This window comes from Clostridium sp. DJ247, from assembly GCF_014231265.1.
This window is the reverse complement of the sequence record NZ_JABAIW010000053.1, coordinates 16,513-32,571: the sequence shown is the minus strand read 5'-3', so window position 1 is coordinate 32,571 and position 16,059 is coordinate 16,513. Positions and strand designations below refer to the sequence as shown.

The window sequence follows — 16,059 nt, the reverse complement described above, 5'->3', positions numbered from 1 at the left end:
GTATAATATATAATAGATTATACCAAAATTTAACCATATTAAATTTTGTATTTAACTAAAAAATAAACGAAATATCTCTTATGACTATTTTTATTAATACTAAAATTTCAGGAGGAACATACTATGAAATATAAAAACGTTAATATTATTGGGACAGGTATATATCACCCTTCCACCAAAGTGGACAATAGTTATTATATAGAACATTTTAAAAAGAGCGGAAAAGATATCACTGATTTTTTAGATAAATTAGGAAGAAAAGAAAGATATCTTGTGGATAATGATAAAGAAAACGCCCTAACAATGTCTATAGAGGCTTCAAAAAAGGCACTTGAGAATGCCGGTATATCCGCCGATGAACTTGATGCTATAATATTCTCTTCTGACACACCAGAATATCTATCTCCTTCCAATGCTCTTATAATAAATCATGAATTACAGGCATTAAATGCACATACTGTCTACGATTTAAATTCAAATTGTGTTGGAATGGTAGTGGCAATGGATCAAATAAGCCGTTACATGAAAACAAGTAAAAATATAAAATATGCACTTGTAGCAGGAGGCTTACTATCATCTTCTATTGCCAGAGAAGATTGTAAATATACCTACCCAACCTCTGGAGACGCTGGTGCCGCAGTAATTCTTCAATGTATTGAAGAAGATAGCCCTAGAGGCATATTGGATTCTAAATACTGTACTAAATCCGAATATTACAATACTATTGTTTCCCCTGCGTGTGGTCTTACTAAAGCTCGTTTTGATACAACAAATGAATACTATAAGAAACAGCAATGGACTCCATTTCATCTTGATTTTTTTGCACCAGAATGGAGTAAGGCCATAGACGAGTTTAAAGCTGAATATAATTTTTCTATAGATGAAATTAAATATTTCTTTTTGTCACAATATTCTAAGGAATTCATAACAGAAACCGCTAAATTACTAAATATTAAAGACTATGAAGAAAGATTTACATATATCGGCCATAAGTATGGTTACACGGGAACCACCAGTCCAATACTTGCTTTACATGAAACACTTGAAAATAAAACTATAAATGAGAATACAAAAGCAGTATTCTGTTCCGTAGGAGCAGGAGTTGCTATGTGTTCCCTGCTATATCAATTTTAATACACATACTTAATTAAAAAAAATTCGTCTCAAAATGTGTTAGATTTTAACTAACACATTTTGGAGACAAATTTTTCTTTGTAAGTACCACAAAAACTTATTTATCCGATGACTACCCGCTCTAATACTCCCATCTGATTCAAGTTTCACTTTATTATATGACTCTTCTATCCACTATTCTACTAGCTTTTCCTTCACTTCGTATAAGAGTATTTGGGTTAACTAAATCTATGTTACAAGATACTTGTAACATATTATGTATTTTACTGTTGATACTTTTTTGTAAAGCCCATAAATGTTCTTTTCCATAAGAGTCCACACCATTAGGCATTTCCACGGAAATTGTTAACTGGTCAAGATTGTTTTTTCTATCTATAGTCAATGTATAATGAGGTGTCAATTCCTCAAAATCAAGAAGTATCTTCTCAATTTGCATTGGGTAGACATTTACTCCTCGTATAATCATCATATCATCACTTCTGCCTTCTATTCTGGTCATCTTAACAAAAGAACAGCCACACTGACATTCTTTGTAATCCAGTGCTGATATATCCCTAGTTCTATACCTTATAAGAGGAATTCCTTCCTTTGTTAAAGTTGTAAAAACTAATTCTCCCTGTTCTCCAGCTTCAGCCTGGTTTAGAGTTTTAGTATTAATTATTTCTGGAAGGAAATAGTCTTCATTAATATGAAGTCCCTTTTGAACAAAACACTCACCAGCCACTCCAGGACCCATTATTTCGCTTAATCCATATATATCATATGCCTTAAATTTGAACTTTTTTTCAATATTTTTTCTCATTTCATCAGACCATTGTTCAGCCCCAAAGATACCTATTCTTAACTTCAACTCTTCAGGTGATATACCCATTCTTACCATGGTGTCATATATATGAAGAGCATAGGATGGAGTACATGCCAGTACAGTGACCCCAAAATTCTTCATTGTTAGTATCTGTTTCTCAGTATTTCCTCCTGATATAGGTATAACTGAAGCTCCCAAGCGTTCAACACCATAGTGAATTCCCAATCCACCAGTAAATAATCCATATCCATAAGAAATCTGAACTATATCATTTGGAGTTACACCATATCTTCTTAAGGTTGTTTCTATTAGCTTTGACCATATTTTAATATCTTCTTTTGTATATCCTACCACAGTCTGTGTGCCAGTGGTTCCAGAAGAAGCATGAATTCTTACAATTTTGTTCATAGGCACAGCAAACATTCCATAAGGATAACTATCTCTTAAATCCTGTTTTGTCGTAAATGGCAATAATTTAACATCTTCTAATGATTTTATATCATCTGGCATTAATCCTATTTGATTAAATTTATTTTTATAAAATGGTACATTTTTATAAACATATTTCACTATATTTTTTAATTTTTTTGTCTGAATTTCACGAATCTCATCTCTTGTTAACTTCTCTTCTAGACTATTCATGAATGTATCCCTCCTTTAGGTGATTATATAATTAATTTTATGTAGTAACTATCGACCATTTTTTTCTTTAGTTTAGCTTTTTATAAAGTTTTTTACAAATTTGTATAGAAAATTAGGAACTGTCTCAGAATTCAAAATACATGTAGGATTTTTTTAAATCACATTAATAATTATGCTTAATATAATAAAAACACTATGACAATTTTATGTACCTTATATTCTTCTGATCTGCATATATTCTTACTGATTCTATAATAACTTTAGTTAAAAAAACTATATCAATATTTTTCATATTTAATTTAAATCGCCCTGAATTTAGTCTTGTAATATCCAGTAAGTTATTTACAAGTCTCAGTTGTCTAAATGTATTTTGCTTTATATTTCCAATAAGACCCCTAACACGTTCAGATATTTGATTAAAGTATATTTGCTCAATAAATATAAGATAGATTTAAACTATGCTAACACAGTTATAGAAATTAAAAACATATACTATATAAAAAAAGTACATGTAAGAACTATACCCTACGTGTACTTTTTATCCAATACTTCCCCGAGAAGTTTTTCCATTTACCCCAGGTAAAAGCATAAGCAAAACATCTATTTTCACACTATCCTATCTATAGCTTTGGGTAATTCATAAATCTCGGCTTTATTTTCCGCGTAATTTTTAGATTTATTGATACTAAAATAAATTATTGATTCCGTTACCCAAGTTATTGTTGACAATGCATAGGTTATATCTCTTAGAAACGACTTCCTCTTTTGAAAATACCTTTTTTGCATGTGAAATATAATTGACAATATATTTCTTTGTGGTAAGTTTCTATTATTAACAAATTTCAGTTTGCCTCTTATAATAAGAATTAATAAACTAATGTGAAGAATTATTTCATATATAAGATGCTTGAAAATGTTTTTATTACTATACTCTTCTGAGTGATACAGACAGAAATAGTCACATATATAATGACATATTACTCCTAAAGTCATTGAGAACTGCTTAATATTAGATTCGTTATTAATTAATTCATCGGAATATTCAGATACAATATTTATAGTTTCATCTAAAGTATGAGATTCTTTAGAGTGATTACAAAAAATGTCAGGTTTTATACTTCCATATAGAAAAGTACTTTTGTGTAACTTAAAATCTAATTTTTTTAAACAATGTTTGTATATAATCCTTGAAAATAATAAATGTGTATTGATTATCAAACTTAACCCCTCTTCTCTTATACTCCTAATATAATAATATTTATATTAAGCAATTTTGGAATGCAGATTTAGGTTAAGTTTTAGATAAAACAATGTAAAGCCCGAATTTTAGACAATTTAACATTTTATGGACTCCAAAGATAGAATGAAAAAAACACCACTCTGGATGAACCTAAAGTGATGTTTATAAAATACTATTTCTCTAAAACCCTTATTCCGCTTTTGATAACTCTTTTATATAATAATCTTCCTTAATCATTTTTCTATGATATAAAGCATAATAAATCAAAGCTGAGCACACCACAATTACAGCAGTGAAAATGTACATTGAACGATAGCTTGTATATGAAGCTATTATGCCTAGTATAAAGGCCCCGATCCCCATTCCAATTTGCTTTGCATATATGGAAGAAAATGTAGTTATTCCTGCATAAGCAAAGGCGGTAAGAGCACCAATAACAGATATAGTCGTTGCACTTGGCTCAAAAAAGCTCTTTAAATTCAGAGATTTATTCATCTCAGTATTTCTTTTACCGGTGGATTTTGGTATATGCGTAAAGTTTCCACATAAAAAAGATAATGCAGAATATATTGAACATATAATAAAAAGTATATTAAAGCTATAATGAGCTATAGTAGTAAGTCCTAGAAAAGGGCCAATTATCATTACAAATACCTAAAAACTCTTAGTCCACAAGGATTGTTTTTGTAAATTTATCACGACCTCTTACTGTTATTTATCCGATGACTACCTGCTCTTATACTCTCATCTGATTCAAGTTTCACTTTATATCAACATTGTTATACATGTTTATATTTTCAACTATTTCATTGCCCTGCCGGAATTGAAATTCCTACCTCAGCGAGAATAACGCTTCTTCTAGGCAGAGCTCCATACCAAGGTTTCTTAGAAGATAACTTTAAAGAAAAAATGGAGCTAATAAATAATTGCATAGAATGTGGTAACTGCAAAAATCATTGTCCATATAAGCTTGATACTCCTAGTCTTTTAAGAAGAGAACTTAAAAGTTATAATGAATTTTATGCCAAACATAAAAATGTTTAACCGATAAATAATGGTAATATAGGGTTCCAAGCCTAAAACTTTACATATACCCAGGAATATAATGATAATTCTTCGATACCATAAATACTTTTTTATAGTCTAAAGCTTGTATTTGAAAAGTAGTTAAGACCTTTGATAAACTCGCGACCCTCGAACATATCTAAAGGTCTAAACTCCTTTTCAAATACTTCACTAAGACTATAAAGAAAAGTATTTAAATGATCTTCAGAATTGTCATTATATTCCCTAGTATAAGTTAAGTTGACCTGCAGGAACCCTATATAGATTTGGAACTTTTAAATTTAATTTATGGAGCATAGCATATTACTAGATTCTGCCACATTTAAATAGTTTATTATCAAGTCTTGGGCTCAAATTAGTAGAAAAGCTTAGTACTTTGATACTGTTTGAGCGTAAGCGAGTTTATCAAAGTCCTTAGCTTTTCTGCTAATTTAAGGCTTAGACTTGCTTAAACTATTTATCAGTGGCATAATCTAGTAATATGCTATGTGGAATAAATTAAATTTAAAAGTTCCGTACCTATACTAGAGTATAAGTTGAATTTTATACACCACGACTCATTAGAAAAGTATTAAAATTTGATGTCAGAATCTGAACTTAATTCTGCTCTTTTCCCCTTAATAATAGTGCAGAATTTAATACTACAAAAACTGAGCCTACATTATGCACTAATGCACCTGCAACAGGTCCTAGTATTCCTAATGCAGCTAATGCTATGGCAACAAAGTTAAGTATCATAGCCAAGGCTATATTGAAATTAATTTTTCGCATTGTTTTTTTCGAAAGTTGTATCAAATATGGAATGCGTTGAATATCATCACTTACAAGTGTAATATCTGCTGCATCTATAGCTATATCACTACCTATTCTGCCCATTGCTACACTTACAAATGCCATTTTTAATGCTGGTGCATCATTAATACCATCCCCTACCATACAAATATTTTCACTATGTTCACGTTGCAAATTATCTATTATGGTCATTTTATTTTCTGGCAGCAATTCAGCTTCTATATCTGTTATACCAACTTTTTCTGCTATATTAGATGCTGCTTGCTTGTTATCACCTGTAAGTAAGATAGTTTTAATACCTTTGTTATGAATAAGTTCAATCATTTTATACGCATCATTACGTAATGTATCAGATAAAGCTATAAATCCAATAATTTTTTTATCCATTGCTATAAAAATAATAGTACAGCCTACATTTCTATGTAATGATGCAGCCGAAAATATTTCATTGGGTACCGTTATATCATGTTCCTCAAGAAGTTCTAGATTACCTGCTAATACATCTTTACCACCAACACTGGCCTTAACTCCACGACCCGGAATCATATGAAAGTCATCTGGCTCTTGTAAATTTAATCCAAGTGCTGTGGCATGTCTTAATACAGCACGTCCTAATGGATGTTCTGACCGTTTTTCCGTCACGGCTGTTATTTTTAATAGATCTTCCTGTGAAAAATCAGATGAAAAAGTTTCTACAGAAACCACTTCCGGATTTCCATAAGTTAGAGTACCGGTTTTATCAAAAGCAATTCGTTTTACTGTAGCAAGACGTTCCAAGGCGTCACCAGAACGTACCAAAATTCCAAAACGTGTAGCATTTCCTATAGCAGCCATAATAGCTGTTGGAGTGGCAAGTACTAATGCACACGGACAAAATACTACTAAAATTGTTACTCCACGGATAATTTCTCCAGTTACCATCCACGCTGCTAGTGCTGATACAAGTGCTATTATAACAATCCAGGTTGCCCATCGATCAGTTAATCTTACAATTTTAGCTTTGCTTGCATCTGCTGATTCTACTAATTTTATCATTCGCTGCAAAGAACTGTCTTCTCCTACCTTTGTTGCCCTCATGTCAAAGGACCCAAATTGATTGACTGTTCCGCTGAATACTTCATCACCTGATGACTTATCAATAGGAAGAGATTCTCCAGTCATTACTGACTGATTTATAGATGTCTGTCCAGATATAATTACACCATCTACTGCTACTGTTTCACCAGGAAGTACACGCAAGATATCACCAATTTTTACTTCCTCAGCTGAAATTATTGTTTCTACTCCATCTTTGACTATACGAGCAGTTCTAGGGGTAAGACGTACAATTTTTTCAAGTCCTTCCTGTGCTTTACGTGCAGTAATTTCTTCTAAGATAGATCCAATTGTCATAATAAATGCCACCTCACCAGCAGCAAATGTCTCACCTATTATAATTGATGCAATAAGTGCAATTGAAACAAGCACATCAGCACGAATATCAAACTCTGTAATTAAGCCAACTATGGCACCCTTTATTATTGGCAGTCCACAAAGAATAATTGCTATCCAAGCTATATCAAAAGGTATTATATTTTTTAAGCCTCCAAAAAAACTAATAAATAATGATAATCCGGAGATTACCGTAAATACTATAGTTCGCTGTTCATCATCCATAATCCATTCTTTTATTTTATTCACTATAACCACTCCCAACTTAGAATTATTAGACCATACGTGAAAAATGTTCAATAGCATTAGCTAGATCTTTTAGTGTTTTTTCAGCGTCTCCATTCTTGACCCCATCTATAACACAATGTTGTAAATGACCTTCTAATACAACTTGTCCGACCTTATGTAATGCTGCTTTTGCTGCACCTATTTGTATCAGAATCTGGTCGCATGGGATATCTTTTTCTACCATATCTGCTATACCACGTATCTGACCTTCAATACGTTTAAGTCTTGCTCTAACAGCTGGAATATCCATACACTCTTTCATTCTTAAACCTCCTTAATATACATTATACCCCTATAGGGTATCATAATTGATAGATATTATCAATAAAATTTAAGAATTTAATTATTTTAATATATATTTATTTCAAATTTAATACTATTTCGTAGGTTAGGAATTAGATTTTTGATATTCCATTAGCATTTATGTCATTATGCCAGTATAAATTATGCTGTTAAATAAATAAAGAGCATTCAACCCTTATAATTGAATACTCTTTACTATAAACAAATACTTATCTAAATCTCTGATTGTTAATTATTTAGTTTATTATTATAAAATATAACTTATCATTGTTTATAGAACTACTTGCTACTAATTTATTTTCCTTCAGTTTCGCCATATATACCAAATTTTAAAACATCCATATACTCATTATACTCTTCCACAATCTTCTCTACGTCATTAAAAACCTCATCTACAGGCTTATTTTTATACTTTTGCAGATATTTATTTGAAATTCCATCCGTACACATCATAATAAGCTCTATAGCCTTTTGTGTATCAATTTCCTTTCTGAATTTTGATGTATCTATATCCCTAAAAAATTCCGGCATATGCTTTGCATAATAAGTGTTATACCTTTCCGTAATCTCTGGCTTTAACGATTCCCACATATTTGAAATTGCTGAAAAGACCAGCCTATTCATAAGAGGTTCCTCATGAAATATCTTTATTTTTAATATACTAATCCACATAATCCTTTCAAAAATGTCCTTTGGTTCTGTTTCCTTCACAGAATAATATTTATCTATCAAATGATTCATACAATAGTCAAATATATAGAGAAAAAGATTTTTCTTGTTTCCAAAGTAATGAAATAATATTCCCTTGGAAATATCCGCTTTTTTTACTATGGAATTTGTAGATGCTTTGTCATACCCATTTAGTGCAAATTCCTCAATACAAGCATTTAAGATCCTTTTCTTTTTTTCCTCTGGTAAGCTTTCAAATTTATCAATCAATGACACTCTCTCCTACTTTTTATTTAGCTTCAATTTATTACTTTATCCGATTCAAGTTTCACTTTATCTTTATTCCTTCTTTTATGTTGTTATCAGGTTTAACTATTATCTTTTCTCCTGACTTCAACCCGCTTATTACCTCTACTGTTTTTTCACTTTCTATGCCTTTCTTTATCTTCTTTATAACAGCTTTACCACTATCCACCACAAATACGCAAGAGCTGCCTTTATAATCGAATACAGCGGTATCAGGTATCACTAAAGTATCTTTCTTCATTTCAGTTATTATTTTAACATCCAAATCATAACCCAGCTTTAGTAAGCCCATATCACCGTTTATTTCTATAGTTATAGGTACTCTCTTTTGATTCACTCCTAAAGAGGAGGGTGTATTTTTTGCCTCAGGTGCTATTTTTATAACCTTACCTTTTATAGTTGAATTACCTATTGACTTTCCACTTACTTCTACTTCATTACCTATTTTAACCTTATAAATGTCATCAGACAATATATTTGCTTCAAGTTCCAAACTCTTAGTATCACCTATTGAAAATGCTGCTGTACCAGCTGTTCCTAGTGAATTTTCATGCACAAGTTTTTCAAGAATAATTCCATCAACTGGTGATATAACCTGCTGCTTTTCTATATCTCTTGTTATACTATCTCTTAGAATTACAGCTTGTTTCATTTGAGCTGCATATTGGCTTTTTACATAATCAGGAGTTCCTGCTTTAATATCTTCTAATTGATAACTTGCAGACTTTAAAGCCGCCTCAGCAGTTTTATATGCATCTTCAGCATTATTTAGTTCCTGTTTACTTATACTGCCGGAATCATAGAGTTTTTTTGAATTATTTAAGTTTCTATCTGCAGCTTCATAAGCAACCTTAGCTTGATCTACAGCTGCTTCAGCAATTTCTATTTTATTTATACTATTAGAAATATCAGTGCCTTGAAGCTGAGCCTTAGCAGCATCAATCTTTGCATTAGCATCCTGAAGCTTTAGCTCTAAGTCTCCTTTATCCATGGTTAACAACACATCGCCTTTTTTTACAGAATCGCCTACATTAAAATTTATACTAGCTATTCTTCCCGAACCTTCAATATATGCCTTTTGTTTTTTATTACTCTGAACTGCAGCCGTATCCTCAATATACTGCCTAATCTCACCTTTTAACACAACTGCAGTTTCCACAGTCTGTCCTTCTTGCAGCTTTACATATGCTAATGCACTTGCTGCACACACTATTATTAGAGTAGCTGTCCAAAACAGTTTCTTTCTTTTCATATACACTCATCTCCTCTATATTTAACTTCTAAGCTTTACATTTATAGGTATTCATAGGAGTAAGCGATTCGCACAAAATCACTGATTTTGGCTCTCTGTTTAACCAGAGAACCTTAAAGATAACTTAAAGTAGTTATCAGTACCTAAGAGATGCTCCTATGAGTACCAATTTAAGTAAAATTTTTGAATTACATATCTATCTCTACTCTTTATTCTTTAGAACTTCTATCATATCAATTGATTTAATTTTTTTCATCAAAATAACGTTAGTCAATGCAGTAAAAGTAAGTGTAAGTACTATAGTGAGAATATATGTTCTATATTCAACTACATAAGGAAAACTGTAAGAATCCGTACTGCTAGCTGCCATCATATAACTTCCAAGCCACCTTCCAAGAGGCAGTCCTATAGTTATTCCAAATATGGTAATTATATAATTCTCATTAAAAATTAGCTTTTTAACTTCATTATCTTTAAAACCTAATACCTTTAGAGTAGCCAACTCTCTCTGCCTTTCAAAAATATTAATAGTAGCAATATTGTATACCACAGCAATAAGAAGAACTGCTGCAAGCAGGATTAATACCCCAATAGAGGACTTTGTAGCTCCCATATTTTTCAAAAGGACGTTAAGAGAATCTGTCTTTGATTCTACAGAGTTCACTGCAGCCATATCTCTCAGCTTATCTTTAACCTGATTTTCAAAACTGCTGTTATCAAGTTTTAACACAGCTGAATTGGCAACTTGACCTTCTCCTAGTACATTATTTAAATTGTCCATAGAAGTATAAGTACTTAAGCCCATATATTGAACTACAATGCCCTTCACCACCACCTGTTTCTTCTCTTTTCCTGGAAAGAAAAATCTTATATTCACACTATCATTTGGTTTTACATCCAAAGTGTTTGCAATTTTTTCAGATAAAAGTATACCGCTAGATGGCATACTTATGGCTTTACCATTTTTATCCTCTACCCTATACATATTTGGCTCTTTTACAAGTGCAGTAAATCCTACATCTTTACTCCTCCAGCCATTGGATATTTCGATACCTGTTTCAAGTACTGGTTCTAGTGCTGTTACATGAGGAATATCCTTAATTTTATTTAAATCTTCTACACTGATTAATCTTGAAAAGTTAACTTTTATATCATAGTTCTGAATATTTCCATACTGCTGATTTATCATAAAATCTATAGAATCCTTCATACTTAAAGCTACTAAAAGTATTGCAGAAGAAAATATTATTCCTAAAGAAGTTAGCATGGCTCTTTTTTTATATCTAAATAAGTTTCTTAATATGATCTTCCATACATAGCTAAGGTTTCTCCATATTAATTCACTTTTTTCAATAATTATTTTTTTACCACTGTCTGGTGCTTTAGCTCTCATAGCTTCACTAGGCATAATCTTAAATATGACTTTACAAGAATGATACCCTGCAAATAAACAGAAAAATAATGTTAATAAGGAAGCAGGAAGTACAAGCTCTCTGTAAATTTTCATCCCTGCTATGGGTAAGTTAAAATACTGATTAATAAGTTTAGTAAAGCCTACACCCATATAAGTTCCAAGTATAGAACCTATTACACTGCCGCAAATTGCAATAATTGCAGAGTAACACATATAATAAGTGAGTACTTGTATGTTGGTAAATCCTAGAGCCTTTAATACCCCAATCTGAGCTCTTTGGTTTTCCACCATTCTCCCCATCATAATATAGATAATAACTGCAGCAACCATAAAAAATATTATAGGAAAAGTACCTCCCATAGACTGCAGTTTTTTTATTTCTTCATTTAGCATCATAGTGCTTGTCTGTTGTTCTCTGTCAATAACGCTCTTTACTCCATAATTTTTTAAAACTTTTTTTATATCATCTTTTATATTTTTAACATCACTGCTATGAGAAACTTGCACAGAAACACTATTTATAGACCCCTTAAAATCAAAAATTGCTTCTCCGAAGGATTGTTTAATATATACTATGCCAAACTTCTTATTGTCAGGCATTAGCTCACTTGCATCCTTTAAGGTATATACAAATTCCGGGCTTTTAACTGAGCCCATAACCTTCAACTTAACTTTATTCCCATTGATGATTGGATAAATATATTGTCCTATTTTTAAGTCATTGGCTTTGAAAAAATCTTCATCTACAACACATTGATTACTATCTCCTTCTGAAAAATACCTGCCGGATTTTATTACTATATCATTTACTATATCTTTTTTTACATCAGGAAGGGTAATAAATCTCAAAGTTGCATTTTCTCCTGAAATATTTATACTGGCATCCTGAACAATTCTTCCTGTGGCTGCTTTTATATAAGGTAGTTCCTCTATTTTATCTTTTACACCTAGTGGTGCTTTATAAAAATCTACCCAAATATCTGCTAGTCTATATTCCTCATAATATTTATCACTTGAGTCAGAAAGATTTCTAAACATAGTATTTATTCCTGTATAAAATGTAACTCCTAAAATAACTATAATTAATATAGAAATAAACTGCCCCTTTGATTGTTTTATATCTCTAAGTAAATTCCTGAATAAAATATTCATTACCACTCAATCCTTTCAGGTGGCTCAGGTCTCTCATTAACGGTTACAGACTCTACTGTACCACTTTTAACTCTAATAACCCTATGAGCCATAGCTGCAATAGCAGCATTATGTGTAATAACCATTATTGTTTTATTCATACTTTTATTAATATCATACAATAGCTTTAAAACTAGCTTTCCTGTGTTAAAATCCAAAGCTCCTGTGGGTTCATCGCATAGAAGTAATAATGGGTTCTTTACAAGTGCTCTTGCTATAGCTACTCTCTGCTGTTCTCCTCCAGAAAGCTGTGCGGGGAAATTTGATGATCTTTCACTTAAACCTACATCTTTAATAATATCTTTTGGGTTTAAAGGATTATCACTAAGTGCCGTAACTAATTCCACATTCTCAAGGGCTGTAAGATTGGGCATAAGGTTATAAAATTGAAATACGAATCCTATATTTTTGCGCCTATACATAGTAAGTTCATTATCTGAGTATTTAGTTATATCTTTTCCATCCACGTTAACCTGTCCTGAAGTAGGTCTATCCATTCCACCAATTATATTTAGTACTGTACTTTTGCCTGAACCACTTGGACCAAGTACCACAACGAATTCCCCTCTAAGGATTTCAAAGCTCATGCCATCAGAAGCCTTTACTGTTACCTCTCCCATGGTATATTCCTTTATAACGTCTTTTACTACAACAATAGGATCTTTCATACTACATTACCTCCTATGAAACTCCATTGACCATATGGTCAAGATGATGTTATTATGCTCCTTTTTCACCACATAGTCAATAGGAATTTTTTTCACAGGAGCTTTAGAGTGATTAGGTTGATAGGTTTAAAAGGTAGATGAGATAAGGGACAGGGTCTGTTATTTGTCTACATTTATATTCTAATGGTCAACTTGACAACCAACAACTTGTTATATATAATTAAGTTGTCAGTTGCAACAAATCTGCTTTTATTAAACATATTACACAGATATCCTAATATACTATTCTGTCAAACAAAGACTTTTGACCGAATATGTATTCGACATATTTATCTGATTTTATACCTATACTTTGGAATTTGCAGAAAATACATGATTTTTATTGGAGGGAAACAAAATGATTTTTGAAACGAAAACAGTAAATGCAGCAATTTTTGATATGGATGGAACCATGTTTGATACTGAAAGACTCAGGATGAAAATGTTGAAACAGGCCTCCAAAATTCTCTATGGAAAGAGTATGGAGGATGATCTTCTAATGGATTCCTTAGGGCTTAGTGCACAATCATCAGAAGAACTTGCCAAGAAGCGATATGGGGATAATTATCCTTACAAGGAAATTCGCAAAAAAGCAGACGAACTTGAGCTGGAGTATGTTAGAAAAAATGGAGTTCCGATTAAGAAAGGCTTGATTGATGTTTTAGAAAGACTAAAGAAGAACGGTATATTGCTTGCGGTTGCTACCTCAAGCAAACGAAGTATAACAGAAGAGTATCTTATGCGTTCTTATATAATGAGCTATTTTGATATTATTATATGTGGAGATGAAGTAAAAAATGGAAAACCGAATCCAGAAATATTTTTAAAAGCAGCCAGTGAATTGAACTGCGAGCCTTCAAATTGCTTAATATTTGAGGATTCTCAAAACGGGCTTCTTGCCGCCTCAGCTTCAGGAGGAATTTCTATATTTGTGAAAGATATGAAAGAGCCAAAACAAGAAATCAAAGCTCGTGCTTTTAAGGCCTATGATAGCATGGTAGATTTTTTGAATGACTTGATAAAATTCACCGCTAAAATGCCTAAGCCAAGGCTAAACGAACATTTTCCACGAAGGTTCAACCATATGAAGGTGGGTATTCATGGTTTTGGTGCCATAGGCGGAGGATACTTAACACAAATTTTTTCACACTGGGATGGGTACACAAGACCTGTTGAAATAGTAGGTGCTTGTAGACATTCCTATTTGCGGGAGTTAGTCAATGCTTTTGGTAAATTCAATGTTCATTATGAGAATTTAGCTTTTGATCAAACAATCACTAATGTGCGACTGGTGGATATTTTCGATGAAGTTGAAATGAAAAAAATGTATACGGAATCAGAAATCATTGGGCTCAGTCTTCCTGAAACAGCAATCAAACAAGAATCAGTTACCATTGCAAAAGGATTAATCCAACGATATCGAGACAACGGCAAGCATATAACAATTCTTGTAATATTAAATAAAATTGGAGGAGCTTTGTATGTAAAACGAAATGTTGAAAATGCACTAAAAAATTTTGTTGGAAAAGAGGAATCAAAGAAAATCATATCTAATGCTTTTTTTTGCGAGACCGTTGTAAACAGAATGGTTTCTAAAATAAACAAAAAAACTATTTTAAAACAAGCACGAATGAATTTAAAAACTCTTGAAGGAAATATAGGAAAAAAAGAGTTGGATATTGGTTTGCTTTTCGAAGATCCTTCAAAGCAAAAGGTTATCACTGGGAAGCAAGAGGATCAAAATTCGAAAACGAATAATGTTGAAAGCGAAGAAGCTACTTTAGTGAAAGGTATTTCTAAAAAGCTATACAACGTATCACAGATTACTCAGAAATTATCCAGGCTGAATATTACTTTATTCAACAGTGAACCCGATATCCTATTATACGCAAGTAAAGGAAGCCCTATTTTAGAAAGATTGCGACAAATTAAAACAGTAGATAATATATCAAAAATGCAGGATGTGAAAAACAAATTATCTAACGGAACTCATGCCATAATTGCATGGTACTCAAGCTTATTAGGTTACAAAACAATTGGTCAGGGTATGGGAGATGAACGTATAATTTTACTTGTCAAAACAGTGATGAAAAAAGAAATAAAACCCGCTATTTTAAAACATGATCCAGAATTAGAAGAGTATGTGGACAATTTTATTGCTAACTTTATTAAACGATGCAGGTATTCTTTCAAAGATCCATGTATCCGTGTTGGCCGTGACCCGTTGAGAAAATTGCAAAACGGCGAACGTATACTGGGAACGATTGATTTAGCACAAAAAAATGAAGTTTCTACCCCTATGTTAGAGTTTGGTGCTGCAGCAGGTCTGCTTTATGCGATTTTATTGATCAATCCTGATGACAAAGAATGTAAAATCATCAAAGAACTATACGATAAAGAAAAATCCATCAAAGGTGTGCTGACCTATCAGGGTAATTATAATGGAAAACCATATCAATGCTTAGATGAACAAAAAGATGCCGATTTAATTGCAAGAATCGAGAAACACTTTAAAGAGCTCATACAGAACTATTCAAAAGTGGAATTTGTTTCTTAGCACAAAAAGCCAGAGGGCCCATTGTGAAAAGAATGCAAGCCTTGGTGAATTAATTTTTAATTCGCTTCCAAGCAATATTAGTTTCTAAGGTTGGTAACTCTTTTAGAGTTACCAATTTTTTTAAAACAATTATGTTAAATTTACTGAAGGTGGCAGAAAAACTCTTGACTATATAATTTTAAAAATATATAATCATTACTATAAAAATAAATTGGAAAGTTTACGGTTGGGTGAATTTTTAAATTCACTTTCAAGCAATATTA

At 32.0% G+C, this 16,059-nt stretch carries 12 protein-coding genes and 1 other annotated feature (1 of these 13 only partly in view); of the genes, 3 read left to right on the top strand and 9 right to left on the bottom strand.

Going from position 1 to position 16,059, the window contains the following annotated elements:
* The first annotated feature begins 123 nt into the window (after nucleotides 1–123).
* Nucleotides 124–1,134: a ketoacyl-ACP synthase III gene (locus HGI79_RS18070; RefSeq protein ID WP_185652079.1), complete on the top strand. Its 1,011-nt coding sequence runs from the start codon at nucleotides 124–126 to the stop codon at nucleotides 1,132–1,134.
* A 154-nt stretch (nucleotides 1,135–1,288) separates the two neighbouring features.
* Here the strand turns inward: HGI79_RS18070 and HGI79_RS18065 are convergent, their stop codons facing one another.
* From HGI79_RS18065 to HGI79_RS18055, 3 genes are all read right to left on the bottom strand, one after another.
* Nucleotides 1,289–2,581, bottom strand: a complete 1,293-nt coding sequence (locus HGI79_RS18065; RefSeq protein ID WP_185652078.1) for a phenylacetate--CoA ligase family protein — start codon at nucleotides 2,579–2,581, stop codon at nucleotides 1,289–1,291.
* Between the two features lie 606 nt (nucleotides 2,582–3,187).
* A complete protein-coding gene (locus HGI79_RS23745) occupies nucleotides 3,188–3,799 on the bottom strand; it encodes a zinc dependent phospholipase C family protein (protein WP_185652077.1) in 612 nt (203 codons plus the stop codon).
* A 211-nt stretch (nucleotides 3,800–4,010) separates the two neighbouring features.
* Nucleotides 4,011–4,316: a hypothetical protein gene (locus HGI79_RS18055; protein ID WP_185652076.1), complete on the bottom strand. Its 306-nt coding sequence runs from the start codon at nucleotides 4,314–4,316 to the stop codon at nucleotides 4,011–4,013.
* A 243-nt stretch (nucleotides 4,317–4,559) separates the two neighbouring features.
* Between HGI79_RS18055 and HGI79_RS18050 the strand changes: the two genes are divergently transcribed.
* On the top strand, nucleotides 4,560–4,865 hold the full coding sequence (locus tag HGI79_RS18050) for a 4Fe-4S dicluster domain-containing protein (protein ID WP_313885232.1): 306 nt from the start codon (nucleotides 4,560–4,562) through the stop codon (nucleotides 4,863–4,865).
* A 618-nt stretch (nucleotides 4,866–5,483) separates the two neighbouring features.
* Here HGI79_RS18050 and HGI79_RS18045 read toward each other — a convergent pair.
* The 6 genes from HGI79_RS18045 to HGI79_RS18020 all read right to left on the bottom strand — a co-directional run bounded on the left by HGI79_RS18045 (nucleotide 5,484) and on the right by HGI79_RS18020 (nucleotide 13,200).
* A complete protein-coding gene (locus HGI79_RS18045; RefSeq protein WP_313885231.1) occupies nucleotides 5,484–7,358 on the bottom strand; it encodes a cation-translocating P-type ATPase in 1,875 nt (624 codons plus the stop codon).
* Nucleotides 7,359–7,383: 25 nt separating this feature from the next.
* A complete protein-coding gene (locus tag HGI79_RS18040; protein ID WP_185652075.1) occupies nucleotides 7,384–7,659 on the bottom strand; it encodes a metal-sensing transcriptional repressor in 276 nt (91 codons plus the stop codon).
* A 335-nt stretch (nucleotides 7,660–7,994) separates the two neighbouring features.
* Nucleotides 7,995–8,645 carry a TetR/AcrR family transcriptional regulator gene (locus HGI79_RS18035; RefSeq protein WP_395939557.1) on the bottom strand — a complete coding sequence of 217 codons (651 nt, stop codon included), beginning with the start codon at nucleotides 8,643–8,645 and terminating at the stop codon, nucleotides 7,995–7,997.
* Between the two features lie 52 nt (nucleotides 8,646–8,697).
* On the bottom strand, nucleotides 8,698–9,927 hold the full coding sequence (locus HGI79_RS18030) for an efflux RND transporter periplasmic adaptor subunit (RefSeq protein WP_185652074.1): 1,230 nt from the start codon (nucleotides 9,925–9,927) through the stop codon (nucleotides 8,698–8,700).
* 202 nt (nucleotides 9,928–10,129) lie between these two features.
* Nucleotides 10,130–12,493, bottom strand: coding sequence for an ABC transporter permease (locus HGI79_RS18025; RefSeq protein WP_185652073.1), 2,364 nt, complete (start codon nucleotides 12,491–12,493; stop codon nucleotides 10,130–10,132).
* Nucleotides 12,493–13,200, bottom strand: coding sequence for an ABC transporter ATP-binding protein (locus HGI79_RS18020; RefSeq protein ID WP_185652072.1), 708 nt, complete (start codon nucleotides 13,198–13,200; stop codon nucleotides 12,493–12,495). The genes HGI79_RS18025 and HGI79_RS18020 overlap by 1 nt, the downstream gene beginning before the upstream one ends.
* A gap of 397 nt (nucleotides 13,201–13,597) precedes the next feature.
* On the opposite strand from HGI79_RS18020, the gene mtlD reads away from it, so the two are divergent.
* Complete coding sequence (mtlD, locus tag HGI79_RS18015) at nucleotides 13,598–15,796, top strand: bifunctional mannitol-1-phosphate dehydrogenase/phosphatase (protein ID WP_185652071.1); 2,199 nt, start codon at nucleotides 13,598–13,600, stop codon at nucleotides 15,794–15,796.
* Nucleotides 15,797–16,020: 224 nt separating this feature from the next.
* Nucleotides 16,021–16,059: a sequence feature (sodium ion sensor (DUF1646 type); this cis-regulatory element may regulate processes involved in with the transportation of sodium ions), on the top strand (it continues 19 nt past the right edge of the window).